Below are 13,384 nucleotides of genomic sequence, written 5' to 3' on the forward strand. Positions count from 1 at the left end.
CGCGCCGTTCAACCTGCCGGTGGCAGGCGGCGGGCCGGGGCAAATGCCCATTGCAACGTGCGCGCCATGGCCATGGCGCCACCGCGCACGATGGGCGTCGCCGGCAGGGACAGGCGGCGCCCGTGCAGCGCCTGCGCCCAAGGCGGCATCAGGTCGACCGCCGCCTGGAACAGCAGGTGCTGGGCCGGAGCGGCGGCCAGCGAAGGCGACGGCTGCGACAGCACCATGCGCGCCACCTGCCGCGTACGCTGATCGGCATGCAGTTCAGGGCGAAAGGAGGCGATGAGTGCCTCGGCCTGCGCGCGCGTTTCCGGCACCGGATCGGCGGCAAGCCGGCGCGCCACCACACCCGCCTCGCGCATATAGGTGTCCTGGTCTGCGGTTGACATGCCGGGCTCGCCATAGGCGATCCACGCATCGAGAAAACCAATAGCCTCGCACACGTGCACCCAGGCCAGCAGGTGTGGGTCGCTGGCGCGATAGGGCGTGCCGTCGGCCAGGGTGCCCTGTACATATTCGTGCACTGCCCGCACCTTGTCGATCGCGGCATCCGCCTGCCCACGCTCGGCATAGGTTGTCACGGCAATGAACCGCGCGGTGCGGCGCAGGCGGCCCAGCATGTCGTTGCGGAAAGTGCTGTGGTCCCACACGCCAGCCAGCGCTGCCGGGTGCAGCATTTGCAGCAGCAGCGCGGTCACGCCCCCGATCATCATCGTGGTGACATCGCCATGCACCCGCCAGATCACCGAATCCGGCGCAAACAGCGCATCGTTCGAACGCACGATCGGGCTTTCGCCCTTGGCCCGATCATGGAACAACGCCTGCACCCGCCCGACAAGCAGTCGCCGCAGCGTTGCGGCAGGGCCAAGATCACGGCGTGAGGTCATGCCCAAGGGTTTGCCGCAAGGCCAAGTGCAGCGCCAGCGCAAAGCCAATGCAAGGACACGGCCATGCGGGCAAAACACTGCGCACTTGGCGACAGCGCCCTTGCGAGGCGCCGTTATCGCTGCTGAATATCAGGAAAAGTGGTAGCGGAGGAGGGACTCGAACCCCCGACACGCGGATTATGATTCCGCTGCTCTAACCGACTGAGCTACTCCGCCCCAGGTCCGCGCCGCGTCTGGCGACGCGCGGTAGGGCGGCCGATTAGGCGGCGCGGGCTGATCCGTCAACCTGCTTTTTTCCGGCGATCCCGATGTTCTCCACAGGCTTGCGCATGGCCGTTGTGCGCTCAGCCGGCCTTGGCAAGCGCCAGCTGTTCGGCCAGCGCGTCCAGAACCGCCAACCGCTGCTTCTTGAGCGCTTCCACGTGCTGGTCGGAGCTGGGCGCAACCTCGCTCTCGATCCGGTGCACCGTATGGTTGAGCGTGTGATACTGCTCGACCAGGCGGTGCACATGCGCATTGCCGAGCTTGAGCGCGTGCAACAGCGCGGCATCGTCGGGAAAGGCATCATTGAGATCACCGGGCACGTGGGTCATCGCTTGCTCCTGCAAAGGTGTTCGTGGCACGGCGATCATGCCGGCCTGGGCACGCCGCGCATTGCGCTCCATCAAACCGCCCTGGCGATGGATGTTCAGAGATATCCACAAAAACCCGGCAGCGCGTGCAAAACCCATTGCAATCCCGTGCGTGCAAAGCTAATCGCCCGCCAGCCCACACGGCAGGGCCGCTTTAGCTCAGTTGGTAGAGCATCGCATTCGTAATGCGGGGGTCACAGGTTCGAGTCCTGTAAGCGGCACCAGGGGCTTCTTCCCAAAACGTCTCAACGCATTGATTCGGCTAGATTTTCGGTCGATTTTGTCTTCCGGATGTTCTCGCTTTGTCCCAGGATTTCTCACCACTTTTCACGCCAAGTGGGGGCATTTCTGGGGGAAACGGGAGCCTAGCAAAAGGCGTTGCCCCCAAATGTCGCTTAAAGCTCTGCAAATAAACGGGTTTTCGGCTTCAAACTCCCCCTACCGCAAGCCCGACGAAAAAGGCCTGTATCTCGAGGTCCGACCCTCTGGCGCGAAGATCTGGTACTTCAAATATCGCCTTCACGGCGTCGAGAAGCGCCTTTCGCTCGGCCAATGGCCGGACGTCGGCCTGAAAGAGGCTCGCGCCCTGCGTGACAAAGCTCGCGATTTGATTCGCGATGGCGGCGATCCAGCTGTCGAGCGCCGCAAGAAGAAGATCGAGGCCCGCCTGCACGCCAGCAACACTTTCCGCGCCGTGGCCGAGGATTTCATCAGCGTGCGGCTGGAACGCAGCGGCAAGGCGCCCGCAACCATCACCAAGGCGCACTGGTTCCTCTCTCACCTCTCCCATACTGTCGGGCATCTACCGATCGCCGACATCACGCCACCGGACTTGCTGAACGTCCTGCGCAAGGTAGAGAGTCAAGGCAAGCGCGAGACGGCCCGTCGCACCCGCGCCTTCGCCAGTCGCGTATTCCGCCATGGCGCCGTGCTTGGGCTGTGCAAGAACGATCCCGCCGCCTTACTCGACGACGCTCTTGCCGCACCGCTCGTCAAGCACCGTGCTGCCGTCCTCGAGCCAAGCAAGCTCGGCGTGCTGCTGCGTGCCATCGACGAGTTTACCGGCACCGAAGTGGTCAAACTGGCCATGCAGATTCTGCCGCATGTCTTTCTGCGGCCGGGGGAATTGCGCTTTGGCAAATGGGATGAGATCGATTGGGATGGCGCCGTCTGGCGCGTACCAGCCGAGCGCACCAAATTGCGCCGGCCCCACTCCGTGCCACTTTCGCGCCAGTCTTTGGAATTGCTGGGTACCCTGCAGGAGCGCACCGGACAATTGCCCTACATGTTCCCCGGCCAGCGCAAGTTTACTGTGCCGATCTGTGAGAACGCAATCAACCTGGCGTTCCGCCGCATGGGCTTCGATCAGGACACTGTCACAGCCCACGGTTGGCGGGCAACCGCCAGCACGCTGCTCAACGAAAGTGGGTTATGGCATTTCGACGCAATCGAGCGAGCCTTGGCTCATGGGCATTCCAACGCTGTGCGCGGCACTTACGCCAGAGGGCAACACTGGGACGAACGCGTAAAGATGGCGCAGTGGTGGAGCGATTACCTGGACGGCCTGAAGCTATCCGCAGCGTAAGCGCGGCCGGGCAGCCGATCAAAGGCTGCCCGGCTTACCGGAAGAAGTCGACCAAGTCAGGACATTCAGTAAATCATGGTAGAACAGCCGCTTCTGCCATGATCCGCCGTTGCTGACTCTCCTTTGTAAGCTAGCGTAGGTGTGTCGTGATCCAGGCGACCAGTTCAGCCGTCAAAGTTGCATCTTCGCTGCTGCCTGGGACGATCGGTCCACGCGGCTGGATGCCATAGAAGGTCGTCATCGAGAGCGCGCCTAGGGCGAATCCAGTCCGGCGTGCCAGGACATTGTACGTCTGGCGATTGCCATCCCAGAAGGTTTGATACGGGGAGTTGTCGCGTAGCGGCGCGGGATGAATCGCCTGTACTGGCTTGGGCAAGTGAGGGACCGCCGTGTGTACACCTAGGATCGTCAGGTCGTAGAGACGCGCGACAAAGGCGCGCATCTCGTCCTGTGATCCGGGTTGCCCCACGTCTTTGCATTCAATCGACACCTTCGCGCGCCCGATCGGCGACCCGCCACCAGGTATGGCACGCAGTGCGATGCCGACCTCCCGAGGGACGATGGCGATGTCGATCTCATGCATGGCGGCACTTCGCCCAATGAACTGGATGCCGTTCCATATCTCCCAGACGCGCTTGGAGCCCGGCCGCCAGAACACGAACGAGCTACCGTTTCCCGGACCTTGCGCTTTCCCCGCGACGCCCGTCGGGGCGCCGCCCCGCTGAATGAACCGACGATCGACATCCGTCGGCGCGATGAAGGTCTCGTCGGAACGTTGAACCCTCACATGCCAGCCCGCGCCGGCCAGACCCTCTGCGATTCCCGTCATGATGTATAGTTCGTAGGCACGCCCGGCACCTTTGGCGTGAGTGAGCGCAGTGACATTGCCGACAATCGCGTCGAGAGCCGACGCAACGGCGGGTATCATTTGCCACCTCCCGCGAGCGAGGCGTCGCGCCATTGCAGGAGTGCCTCCTTAAGCGATGGCATCGCCCTCATCGCCGCTTCAATCGCGTTCCTGTCAGCTGCACCGAGCACTTCCTCGCCATCGTTGATGACCAACTGGGCACCCGTCATACGCGCAGCCTTGCGGTGCCAACCTTCCTGGTTAGCTCCCTCCACTAGTGCGTCGAGCCGCTCGGTAGATGCCTGCATTGAGGAGAGAGCATCGAGCAGACGCGTCACCACATGCCCGACCGCCCAATCGAGTTGCTCCTCGCCTTTCAGCGGGGTTGCCTGCATCAGCGGCACGTCGAGATTTCCGAAACCTCCACTATTCTGCCACTCGCGAAAGACATCACGCCGCGCGGCGATGACCGCAGCCTCGCTTTCGAGTGGCACATCGCCGGCCAACACTCCCTGAATCACCTCTTCTGCGAGCCAGTCGAGATCGGCTACAGCGAGGGTTTTCAAAAGATCGAACAAGCGAGGATCAAGCATTTAAACACTCATAGTAAAGATCGAGAGCTGGCAGTCGAAGATCAGCACCGACGCCTTCAGTCGACGGAACCATGGCAGATAGCATCCGGCATCGCTGCACGATACTCCTGCGGCTGGCGACCAGAGCCGGTCGCTAGGGTTGAGACTCAATCATGGCTGAGGGTATAGGCATCCCACGACCTCACACCTTTGATCCTTCGATCAGTATCGGGCGGAGAGCGAACATATCAATGCCCTCGATGCAGCCAGCATTGATGCCATATTTATCAGGAAATTTCCGCATCTTGTGGAATGTGTAGACGCCACAATGGCGGCAGAAATAATGGACCGCTACCCGAGTGTTGAACTGATAGGTAGTTAGCGCGGCCTGCCCGGAGATGATTTTCAAGTCGTTCTCATCACAGCGCAGCATGACCGAGACATGTCGCCGGCACAGCGAGCAGTCGCAGCGCACCGAATAGTCTGGATCAGTTACAATCGAAAACTGCACCGCGCCGCAATGGCACGCGCCCCGATATGCCGTCATGAAAATCCCCACCCCCCTCGCGATCGGCCATTGCCACCGAATATGCTGACTATGCCCACATAGGCTTGGTCGCGCAACGAATGAGGGCCAACGTGGCTGCTCGATCCACAATCACAGCCAGAAGGCGAGCGCGGTTGCGAGGGCGACGCCTGACAGAAAATTTGCGGCGAGCTTGTCGTAGCGAGTGGCTACGCGGCGAAAGTCCTTGATTCTGCAGAAGGCATTTTCAATGAGATGGCGATCGCGGTAGCGCTTCTGATCATAGCGAACGGCGCGCTTGCGGTTCCGCCTGCCAGGGATGACAGGACTGGTGCCGCCCTCACGCAGGATCTTGCGCAAACTGTTGGAATCATACCCTTTGTCGCCGAGCAAGTAACGCATGCGACCAGCGCGTTCGAGCAATGTCGGAGCAGCCTTCACGTCGCTGATATTGCCTGCAGTGAGCATCAAGGCATAGGGCCGCCCCAGAACATCTGTCAGGGCATGGACCTTGGTTGTCCAGCCACCGCGAGAACGTCCGATCGCTTGCGCCTGGTGCCCCCTTTTCCACCGAAGGCCGAGCGCTGGACCTTGATGTAGGTGCTATCGATCGAGGTGCTCTTCGTGACTGCGCCCGCCTCTACCAAAGCGTCGAGCAATTTCGTCCAGAAACCGCGCCGCGACCAGCGGTTGAAGCGGTTGTAGACTGTGGTCGAGGGGCCGTAATCCGCCGGACAATCGCACCAGCGACAGCCTGACTTTAACACATGGAAAATGCCGGAGATCACTCGCCGATCATCGACGCGCTGAGCTCCGGGTTGATTTTTCGGCAAATGCGGCACGATCGCCGACCAAGCTTCATCTGACAACCAGAACAATGAACGAGACATCGCGTAGGGCTTCCATCTGCCGTGGAAGCCCATTGAATCAACCTCTCATCCAATTTTCAATAGGTTGATTGGGTTTTCACCCTAGGATCAGTAGCGTTGAACGTCCGACCTAGGCGAAAGCGGCCACACGCGTTGGGCGAAGCGAACCATCGCCTATGCGCCCTAATATCGATCCTCTGGCCCCAGGCACCCCGCACAAAAGTGGCCATTCATTGATGTCGTGACTTATTCCGCGTATGTTGTTGTCGACTGCGAGCCTGACGAGCGTTAGCATCTGTCCTCGGACGCCGGGGGCTTTCATGAGGAGGCCTTCTAGAGTCATATTAAGATTAACCAACTGGTTCGAGAAATGAGACATCAATATAGTTTCGAACCAATTGCTCCATCTGGATACTGTACTTGCCCCTCCTCGGTTCAATGATCATAGCCCCGGATAGCTCGCATTGGGCCAAATGGCTCGATGCGATGTCAACAGACGATCCCGATCGCCGCCGACGGGCGCTGTCGCTGCACGAGCGCCTGCTGGAGCAAGGCCGCATCCCCCTCTTGTGCTGGCACCATCTTGAAGAATTGCTCGGCGGTGACGATGACGCCAAAGCGCGCAAGCGCATCTCTTTCTTGATGGCGCTTCCGCTGATCGCGTGGATCCGCTTGCCGAAGGACGAGGTCGGCCTGGGATCCGTCGCGCAGGTACGCGCAGCCGAGGTGGTTGCAGCATGCGAGGGGTTGAACGACCTGATAGCCATTCGCGATCGAGCCCGCACGCTGCTTCTGCAAACCGGCACTGGCCGCCAGGCGATCGGCGAAGATGCGTGGGTCTGGGAGGCCGTTCGGCCGATGCTGCTGGCTCGCAAGGCTGGATCGGACATGGTCACGGCCCTTGGACCGCTTCGCACCTTCGATGAAAGCCGGACGATTGGCGAGCTTTCGAAAGGGACGATCAATTCGCCGCAAGCGATGCGTGCGCAACTCGGAGCTATCCACGCCAAGGCATTGCAGGAAGCAATGCAGAGCACAGGAGGAGACGCAGCTCGGTCTCGGGCAATGGCCGATGAGTTTCTGGATCGCGCACTCGCGATGCTGCCACCGCCGGGGACGACCGTGCGCGATTTGCTGGTCTCGTCGCTGGTCGATCAGGGTTTAGACGTGACTGAGGTACGCGACGAATGCATCCTCGCCGACCTCAGCCGGCTGGGCGTGTTCCGCAGTCAGCTTCGGGTGATTGCGTCGGAAACCGGACGCTCCTTCGAGGCTCTCAAGCGCGTACCGATGGACATGCTGCCTAGCTGGGTGATCGGTGAAGCCCTTCGAAAGCATGGACAGGTGCGCACGCTTCGGCCGGGCAGCGATCTTCACGACAGCTATCTCGCCGTGCTCGCCGCCTATTGCGAGGTGCTCTATGTCGACAAGCGGACGGCCGAGGATTTTCGCCAGGCCCTGAAAAAGGAACCGCGGCTGGTCGGCCTGATCGGGGAGATTGCCAAGGCCAGCGACTTCGACGGCATTGCGGGGCCGCCATGCTAGTCGCGATCAACGGTGCCGACGATAGCCGCGTCGAGGCCGAGAACGCGGCGAAGGGACCTTCCTACACCTGCCCGGGGTGCAAGGCGCCGGTGACGCTCGCCAAGGGGCGCGTTCGTCGGTCCTATTTCGGGCATCGGCCCGGCACGGCCTGCTCCTATGCCGCACTGGAGACGTGGGAACACCAGCAGGCGAAGGAGGATTTCGCCAACGCCTATCGCGCGCGGGCCTTCAAGTGCGACGTCGAGATCGAGGTGCTGTCGATCGATGGCGACCGGCGTGCAGACGTGCTGCTGCACGCACCTGAAGATGCTTATCGTGTCGCGATCGAGGCGCAGAACAGCCCGCTCGACTATACGGCGCTGGAAGTGCGAACGACCGCCTACCTTAGTGCGGGCGTCCCGGTGATCTGGGTGCCGATCCTCATCCGCAAGCGGCTCGGCGACGTACAGCGCATCGCGGGCACCAACATCTACCATGTCAGCCACTTCTCGGCGCCACCCTGGCAGTTGTGGGTCCACGATCTTCAAGACGGGCTTTGGTATTATGATCCCGTGGTCCGCGGCATCTGGCGCGGAAAGCTCGACGATTGCATGCTCTACCGCAATCCGACCTCGTGGTTTGCGGACGGCGACGAACATAGCGCTGGCGGCCATTGGTACTCGTCGGAACGCTGGTCGAGCCTATTTCTGGAAGGCCCGTTCGACCTCTCGTACCTCCGGGTAAGCCGGGTCAAGCGCGCGTTGCGCAAGCGGCGAACCTACCATCTTCCTGCCGGGATCGGCGCCGACTTCATCCTCGCCGACGATCCGCGCGACTATGCGATGCCGGCGCGGATCGGCCGGACCAAGGCCGACGGTCCAGGCGACTTCCACTATTATCGTGCGGAGCACCGCATCGACGATCAATGGGTTGGCGCGTCGCTGGAGGCATCTGTGTTGCCCGACACTGCCCTGACTTTCGGATAGGATCTTGGGCGATGCGCTACACCGATCATATCATCCTCGAGGATCGTGTGGTTCCGTTGCTGCTGCCATGGCCGCTACCGGGCAATCCCGGAGGGTTCATCGAAATCGCGAAGGCCGATGATTGGCGCGCGGTTGTTGGCGGCCTCGGCATCGACCCGCGCATTCCCGATATCGTTCGCGCCAAATTCGAGCGTGCCCAAACCCTGTATCTGCTCGGGTGGCTCGACCTCGGTCTGGTCAAGGCGGCCGAACTCGCTGCGCTGATTGCGCTCGAACTGACGATGATGGATCGATACGGCGGCAAAGTGTCGAAGAGCAAACGCAGCTTCGCCGCGCTGCTCAAATATATGGTCGACAGCGACGGCCTGACCGATGCGCAGATTCCAATGATCGTTCGCTGTGGCGGCAAGGCGATCGGACAATTGACCGGCGACACCCGGCCGACCCTCGCCGAGCGGCGCAACAAGCTGGCGCATGGCGACCCGTTCGACGGACTCCCGACCGGTGGGTTGTTGGAGCTGGTCCGCGATCTCATCAACTTCGCGTATCGCGATTACATCGCCGAGGCGGCGAGCCTGGGGGTTCAGCCATGAAGCCGTTCCGATGGAAGAATTGCTTCGCCGACGTGCAGGCCAGCAAGCACGACATGACCATTGAATCCTATTTCCAGGACGTGATCGTGCCGGCGCTCGCCACTCTCGAAGCCAAGATCGACGAGCTGGAGAACAGTGACTGGCCCGGTGCGGTCTTCGCAAAGGCCGACATGGAGGAGGTTCGTCTCGAAACGATGCGCGCCTTCGGCCTGTCCATCCAGTCGATCTGGGAGCGTCAGCTACGCAGTTATCTCCTGGGCTGCTCGAAGGATCTGAGACCGGGCGAGCCCTCCGCCACCAAGATCGAGAAGGCGAACTGGAAAGAGTTGCAGAAGCTGTTTCGCGGCCTGCGAGGCATTGGCCTCGATGCGTTTCCGAGTTTCGAGGTGCTCGATGCGCTTCAACATCTCGGCAACGCCTGTCGACACGGCGATGGCGATTCCGCCACCGAGCTGGCGCGGCGTTACCCGGACTTCTGGCCTATCATCCCACCGATGCCGCCGGGCTTCGGAGCATCGCTGCCAAGCCCGCCCCGCGTGGCGCAGATGCGGATTCCGCTGCAGCGCCTCCACGAGTTCGTCGCCGCGATCGCGAGATTCTGGCGCGATGCCGAATATATCTACAATGAGAGCATTGAGCGGAAAGACCCTGGGCTCGAGGCTCGCCTCGTGCGCGAACGTGCCGAGCGGGATTGGCTACCGCCGGCACCGGCTGAGCGCAACTGATGGGGGCCAGCCCAGCCTTGATCAGCGCGGTCGAAGCGCTGTGGCGCGTACCGCACCCCGGACCGAATAACCTCCTGGCCGCTTCCGCCTTCACCGCGGTGAGTGACGTTTGCCGCGCCGACTATGGCGGCGACAAGCCGGTCTTTGCGCTGAGCACGGCCATCCGCTCGCTCGGCGTTCCCTGTTGGCTACCCGCCGACCATGCCAGCCTGTCGGTCGATCCGCGGAGCGCCGCCAATGCGATCGACCATGCTTTCACGCGACGGACGATTACACGGCGGCATTTGTGCCCGCTCGATCTCGCCGACGATCTTCCGCCGCTTGCCTTCGGCCAGGCCCGGCTTGCCCAATTCAGCGCGGACGAGTTGTCGCAGATGTTCGACGCGGAACGCCTGGCACGCAATTTCCCGACCCAGCCGATTGACGCAAAACGCCTCGCGCAATTCCAATGGCTGGTGATCGAAGAGAGCCTCGCGGTGAACGGTGGAGCCGAAGCCCGGGCGGCGCCCTTCATGTACATGGCGATGAACCGCGACTTCGGCGAAATCGACCCGCATCTTGGCCGCTTTCCACCGTCGGTGGAGGCGGCGCTATTCTTCCTACTGCTTGCCCCCTGGGAGCAATGGTCGACGATGCAGGAGGTCGATTGGCGCGGCTTTCGCGTTCCTTGGATCTACACGCTCAACGATGACCTGTTCGTCCGGCCGTCGCCGCCGCCCAGTTCCGACAGCCTCACGCTCGAGCCGTGGATATTATAGGATCATTGGGGCGAAGAGGTCGAACTCGAGCGACCGACGGGGCTGCCATTGGATGGCGAAGCCAAGGCGGGGCTCGCGTTGTTCACCGATGCCGCGTGGCGGGAGCTTGAGGCAGCCCGATCGACGCACCTGTTCGAAACGCCGATCGCCCATTTTCTGGTTCGCGCCTTTTTGGCCGACGGCATGGATGAAGTGATGGCCCATATGACCGCAATCGAAGCTGCGATGGGGCTAGAGATGGATCACAAGAAATGGATGCGGCCGAAGCCCGATAAGCATAAGGGCCGCTCGGCTACTGACCGCGTTGCCGCCCGGATCGCCGCGCTCCTGAACGATCCGAACAGCGTTCGCGACTATCGCCACCTGTTCGAGCTGCGCAGCACCTTCGTCCATGGGCGCGCCGGCATTCAGAAGGTGTCTACCGCCGAGCGGGTGTTGGCGCGCGGCCTCGCATGCGGTGTCGCGCGCGGACTGGTCGGGGCCGCCGCGTCACCTGTGCGTTCCCGCGAAGAAGCCTTGGCCGGCCTGCTCGATCGGGGCGTGCAGTATCTTTGAGGCGGCGGCGATTTCGTCGAACTGACGTGCGAAACGACCTCTAATTTGCGAGGCTCTTCGATCATATTGAGGACATGGACACGCTCGAACCCCTCGAAACCTTCGTGCTCGACGAAGCCGCCATCGCGAACTTCGTGAAGCTGCAGCGGACCTTCAACGGCTGGAAGCAGGATATGCTCGCCGCTGAGGCCGGCGTGTCGCTGGCGACGGTGTCGCGGGTCGAGCGTGGTCTGAAGGTGCGGCCGGCGCAGCTGCGCAAGCTCGCGCGCGCCTTGGGCAAGCCCGAGGACGAGTTTCTGCGCGTGCATGTCCGCCCCACTCCCGAGGAGGCCGCCGCCAACTTCGTCGAAATGTTCGCCTGGACCGAGGGCCGTGTGCCCGTCGCGGTCGCGCCGTTCAGGACCGAGCTTCAGCTGCGGACGATGCTCGCCACCTTCAGCCTGCTGCTCGTTTCCGATCTCGACGACGACGCAGCCGGCGACGTTGCCGAGCTGCGCGAGTGGTTCGATCTGGCGAGCTTCGTCCAGGCCGAGCGCGACGGCGTGACCGGCCCGAAGCCCGATCGCGATTTTCGCGTGCGTCGGCTGTGGCGCGATGTGCTCGATTGTGTCGAGCGGCTCGAACGCAGCCATGCCGCGGTCGTGCTCACCGGCACTTATGCTGCCGAGCCGCTGATGGGCGGCGAGCCGATCATGATCGCCATCATCGCGATCCGCTCACGCCGCCGCAATCCCGCAGCGAGCACGATCACGACGTTGTGGGCGGACGCCAAGGTCGACGAGCGGCAGATGGTCGCCGACTATTTCGAAGGGCTCGATTGATGGCCGGGACGAGCAAGCCTCTCGATCGCTTCACGGGGGCATTCCTGGAAGAACTGGGGCGCTGGTCGGCCCGGCTGGTGATCGCGGCGGTGATCGCACTCGCGAGCGGCTTGATCGGTCTCCCGAACTGATCAGGCTTTGTCGCCTTCGATTTGCTTCGCGTCCTTCTCGGCCCGGTAGGCTTCGACCCTTCCTTTTGTTGCCGCGTCGATCATCGCCAGCTGTTCGCGTGCGGCGTCGAGGCGAGCCTCGTCCATCGGCTCCGTCATGATGTGGGCGTATCGCTCATCGAGCGCTCCAAGAACGCCATCGAACGAAAAGTCGTTCTGACGGGCGCGGCGAAACACCCATTGCATCATGCGCCAGGAGTCTGCGCCGATCTCCTTTTCGCGATGAAGCCGGTTGAACAACCACATGATAACGTCGGTGACTTGGATGCCCGGACTGGCTTCGGCGGTCGATATCTCGAAGGTGCTGCCGCCGGCGCGCTGTGCCTTGAACATCTCGCCCATCATTAGCGGCACACGCTCCGGCGACGCATTGGCGTAGAGATCATGCCACCAGCGAAGTGCGGCCTCGAACTCGCTCTGTCGGTCGTGCCGGATTCGCCGGACCGGCCGGCGCCAGGCCTGCGACTGCACCTCCACGCCGTCCATCAGATTGCCGAACCCGACGAGGTTGGGAAGATGGCCCTGGCGAGCGATGCGGCCGTCCGAATGGAAGTAGATTGCTTCCGGGTTTTCCCGAGCCCATTCGATGGCGGGGCCGATGCGCTCGACGAAACCCTTATCCTGGATACCAGGTAGGAGCGCCAGAACATCATCGCAAAATTGGATCATGCCGCCGCGGGCGCGATCGGGGTTGGTCTCCATCATCGAGGCCCAGAAGTCTCGCGCCATGTCCTCGGTTACGATCTCGGCGAACTTGACCGCGAACGTGATCCTGAGCGGGCGCATGAGATAGATATGCGGCGACGCGGCGCGGTTCTCGCCGGGGTCGAACAGCAGATCGAACATCTTGGTGGCGACGATATACCGCTTCTCGACCCGTGAGATGTAGAAGCGCGGATCAGCGCGCTGCAGTAGCTTATGGAGCGGACGGGCAATCTCCTCGATCCGCGCCACGCCGAGCTTGGCGGCGTGGAGCTGGGTATCGCCGGCGGCGCGCGCGAGGTTGGCGATCGGCTTGGTGTAGATGGCGTCGAAATCTGTGCGCGTCATCAGCGCAACCGTCAGGAAGATCGGCTGCGCCTCATCAAAGAGATGGGCACCGGTATTGCCGGATTCGTCTACGAACACATACATCCTGATTCCATATCCGTTTCCCCGAGAGCGAACCAGTCAGGGCGGCCAATTAAGGAGATGATATCGTCGGCCACCTTTGGTACCATGCCAGCGTAGCCTTCGGTGAGCGTCAGGTTTTGGTGATGTTCCTGCCGTCAAACCCGTCGTGCGGGAACGGCAGGATTGTCCCAAAACTCCGCCTTGGCTTTTGAATGTAGAAG

At 62.1% G+C, this 13,384-nt stretch carries 16 protein-coding genes and 2 tRNA genes; 10 read left to right on the forward strand and 8 right to left on the reverse strand.

All coding sequences use genetic code 11. From position 1 onward, the window contains the following. Positions 1-8: 8 nt before the first annotated feature. The 3 genes from FHW97_RS12985 to FHW97_RS12995 all read right to left on the reverse strand — a co-directional run bounded on the left by FHW97_RS12985 (position 9) and on the right by FHW97_RS12995 (position 1,480). Positions 9-887, reverse strand: a complete 879-nt coding sequence (locus tag FHW97_RS12985) for an oxygenase MpaB family protein (protein WP_171799186.1) — start codon at positions 885-887, stop codon at positions 9-11. Between the two features lie 139 nt (positions 888-1,026). After that, positions 1,027-1,103: transfer RNA gene (locus tag FHW97_RS12990), tRNA-Met, on the reverse strand. Between the two features lie 128 nt (positions 1,104-1,231). Then, the gene (locus tag FHW97_RS12995) at positions 1,232-1,480 is read right to left on the reverse strand and encodes a YdcH family protein (RefSeq protein ID WP_171799187.1); all 249 of its coding nucleotides are present in this window, start codon (positions 1,478-1,480) and stop codon (positions 1,232-1,234) included. Between the two features lie 187 nt (positions 1,481-1,667). Between FHW97_RS12995 and FHW97_RS13000 the strand changes: the two genes are divergently transcribed. Both FHW97_RS13000 and FHW97_RS13005 read left to right on the forward strand, forming a co-directional pair. Next, a tRNA-Thr gene (locus tag FHW97_RS13000) sits at positions 1,668-1,743 on the forward strand. Positions 1,744-1,907: 164 nt separating this feature from the next. Continuing rightward, positions 1,908-3,104, forward strand: coding sequence for a site-specific integrase (locus tag FHW97_RS13005; protein WP_171799188.1), 1,197 nt, complete (start codon positions 1,908-1,910; stop codon positions 3,102-3,104). A gap of 130 nt (positions 3,105-3,234) precedes the next feature. On the opposite strand, the gene FHW97_RS13010 is transcribed toward FHW97_RS13005, so the two are convergent. The 4 genes from FHW97_RS13010 to FHW97_RS13025 all read right to left on the reverse strand — a co-directional run bounded on the left by FHW97_RS13010 (position 3,235) and on the right by FHW97_RS13025 (position 5,939). Continuing rightward, positions 3,235-4,032 (reverse strand): hypothetical protein, encoded by a 798-nt coding sequence (locus FHW97_RS13010; RefSeq protein WP_171799189.1) that lies wholly within the window; start codon positions 4,030-4,032, stop codon positions 3,235-3,237. Next, the gene (locus FHW97_RS13015) at positions 4,029-4,544 is read right to left on the reverse strand and encodes a hypothetical protein (RefSeq protein ID WP_171799190.1); all 516 of its coding nucleotides are present in this window, start codon (positions 4,542-4,544) and stop codon (positions 4,029-4,031) included. The genes FHW97_RS13010 and FHW97_RS13015 overlap by 4 nt, the downstream gene beginning before the upstream one ends. Positions 4,545-4,725: 181 nt before the next feature. Continuing rightward, a complete protein-coding gene (locus FHW97_RS13020) occupies positions 4,726-5,070 on the reverse strand; it encodes a GFA family protein (protein WP_054132259.1) in 345 nt (114 codons plus the stop codon). Between the two features lie 111 nt (positions 5,071-5,181). Next, positions 5,182-5,939 (reverse strand): IS5 family transposase gene (locus FHW97_RS13025; protein WP_156306641.1). Its coding sequence is split into 2 segments (ribosomal slippage): positions 5,182-5,600 and positions 5,600-5,939, totalling 759 coding nucleotides; the frame shifts between segments, so codons are not numbered across the junction. A 417-nt stretch (positions 5,940-6,356) separates the two neighbouring features. Here FHW97_RS13025 and FHW97_RS13030 point away from each other — a divergent pair. From FHW97_RS13030 to FHW97_RS22220, 8 genes are all read left to right on the forward strand, one after another. Then, a complete protein-coding gene (locus tag FHW97_RS13030; RefSeq protein ID WP_171799191.1) occupies positions 6,357-7,463 on the forward strand; it encodes a hypothetical protein in 1,107 nt (368 codons plus the stop codon). Next, positions 7,457-8,428 carry a competence protein CoiA gene (locus FHW97_RS13035; RefSeq protein WP_171799192.1) on the forward strand — a complete coding sequence of 324 codons (972 nt, stop codon included), beginning with the start codon at positions 7,457-7,459 and terminating at the stop codon, positions 8,426-8,428. The genes FHW97_RS13030 and FHW97_RS13035 overlap by 7 nt, the downstream gene beginning before the upstream one ends. A gap of 11 nt (positions 8,429-8,439) precedes the next feature. Further along, positions 8,440-9,021 carry a hypothetical protein gene (locus FHW97_RS13040; protein ID WP_171799193.1) on the forward strand — a complete coding sequence of 194 codons (582 nt, stop codon included), beginning with the start codon at positions 8,440-8,442 and terminating at the stop codon, positions 9,019-9,021. Next, complete coding sequence (locus tag FHW97_RS13045) at positions 9,018-9,746, forward strand: hypothetical protein (protein WP_171799194.1); 729 nt, start codon at positions 9,018-9,020, stop codon at positions 9,744-9,746. Before FHW97_RS13040 ends, FHW97_RS13045 begins: the two co-directional genes overlap by 4 nt. A 17-nt stretch (positions 9,747-9,763) precedes the next feature. Beyond that, the gene (locus tag FHW97_RS22065) at positions 9,764-10,504 is read left to right on the forward strand and encodes a hypothetical protein (protein ID WP_253941763.1); all 741 of its coding nucleotides are present in this window, start codon (positions 9,764-9,766) and stop codon (positions 10,502-10,504) included. Between the two features lie 48 nt (positions 10,505-10,552). Continuing rightward, positions 10,553-11,059 (forward strand): hypothetical protein, encoded by a 507-nt coding sequence (locus tag FHW97_RS22070; protein WP_253941764.1) that lies wholly within the window; start codon positions 10,553-10,555, stop codon positions 11,057-11,059. 74 nt (positions 11,060-11,133) lie between these two features. Next, entirely contained in the window at positions 11,134-11,880 is a 747-nt protein-coding gene (locus FHW97_RS13055) for a helix-turn-helix domain-containing protein (RefSeq protein ID WP_171799195.1), read from the forward strand. Then, positions 11,880-12,011: a hypothetical protein gene (locus FHW97_RS22220; RefSeq protein WP_255476495.1), complete on the forward strand. Its 132-nt coding sequence runs from the start codon at positions 11,880-11,882 to the stop codon at positions 12,009-12,011. The genes FHW97_RS13055 and FHW97_RS22220 overlap by 1 nt, the downstream gene beginning before the upstream one ends. On the opposite strand, the gene FHW97_RS13060 is transcribed toward FHW97_RS22220, so the two are convergent. Next, a complete protein-coding gene (locus FHW97_RS13060; RefSeq protein WP_171799196.1) occupies positions 12,012-13,184 on the reverse strand; it encodes a DUF3800 domain-containing protein in 1,173 nt (390 codons plus the stop codon). Positions 13,185-13,384: the final 200 nt, after the last annotated feature.

It is taken from the genome of Novosphingobium sp. SG754 (assembly GCF_013149315.1).
Taxonomy (GTDB): Bacteria; Pseudomonadota; Alphaproteobacteria; order Sphingomonadales; family Sphingomonadaceae; genus Novosphingobium; species Novosphingobium capsulatum.

What these genes read in the sequence shown, in the direction of transcription:
- FHW97_RS12995 (WP_171799187.1), bottom strand. Translation starts at nt 1,480, where the DNA reads ATGACCCACGTGCCCGGTGATCTCAATGATGCCTTTCCCGACGATGCC.
- FHW97_RS13035 (WP_171799192.1), top strand. Translation starts at nt 7,457, where the DNA reads ATGCTAGTCGCGATCAACGGTGCCGACGATAGCCGCGTCGAGGCCGAG.
- FHW97_RS13005 (WP_171799188.1), top strand. Translation starts at nt 1,908, where the DNA reads ATGTCGCTTAAAGCTCTGCAAATAAACGGGTTTTCGGCTTCAAACTCC.
- FHW97_RS12985 (WP_171799186.1), bottom strand. Translation starts at nt 887, where the DNA reads ATGACCTCACGCCGTGATCTTGGCCCTGCCGCAACGCTGCGGCGACTG.
- FHW97_RS13030 (WP_171799191.1), top strand. Translation starts at nt 6,357, where the DNA reads ATGATCATAGCCCCGGATAGCTCGCATTGGGCCAAATGGCTCGATGCG.
- FHW97_RS13040 (WP_171799193.1), top strand. Translation starts at nt 8,440, where the DNA reads ATGCGCTACACCGATCATATCATCCTCGAGGATCGTGTGGTTCCGTTG.
- FHW97_RS13010 (WP_171799189.1), bottom strand. Translation starts at nt 4,032, where the DNA reads ATGATACCCGCCGTTGCGTCGGCTCTCGACGCGATTGTCGGCAATGTC.
- FHW97_RS13045 (WP_171799194.1), top strand. Translation starts at nt 9,018, where the DNA reads ATGAAGCCGTTCCGATGGAAGAATTGCTTCGCCGACGTGCAGGCCAGC.
- FHW97_RS13020 (WP_054132259.1), bottom strand. Translation starts at nt 5,070, where the DNA reads ATGACGGCATATCGGGGCGCGTGCCATTGCGGCGCGGTGCAGTTTTCG.
- FHW97_RS13055 (WP_171799195.1), top strand. Translation starts at nt 11,134, where the DNA reads ATGGACACGCTCGAACCCCTCGAAACCTTCGTGCTCGACGAAGCCGCC.
- FHW97_RS13015 (WP_171799190.1), bottom strand. Translation starts at nt 4,544, where the DNA reads ATGCTTGATCCTCGCTTGTTCGATCTTTTGAAAACCCTCGCTGTAGCC.
- FHW97_RS22220 (WP_255476495.1), top strand. Translation starts at nt 11,880, where the DNA reads ATGGCCGGGACGAGCAAGCCTCTCGATCGCTTCACGGGGGCATTCCTG.
- FHW97_RS13060 (WP_171799196.1), bottom strand. Translation starts at nt 13,184, where the DNA reads ATGTATGTGTTCGTAGACGAATCCGGCAATACCGGTGCCCATCTCTTT.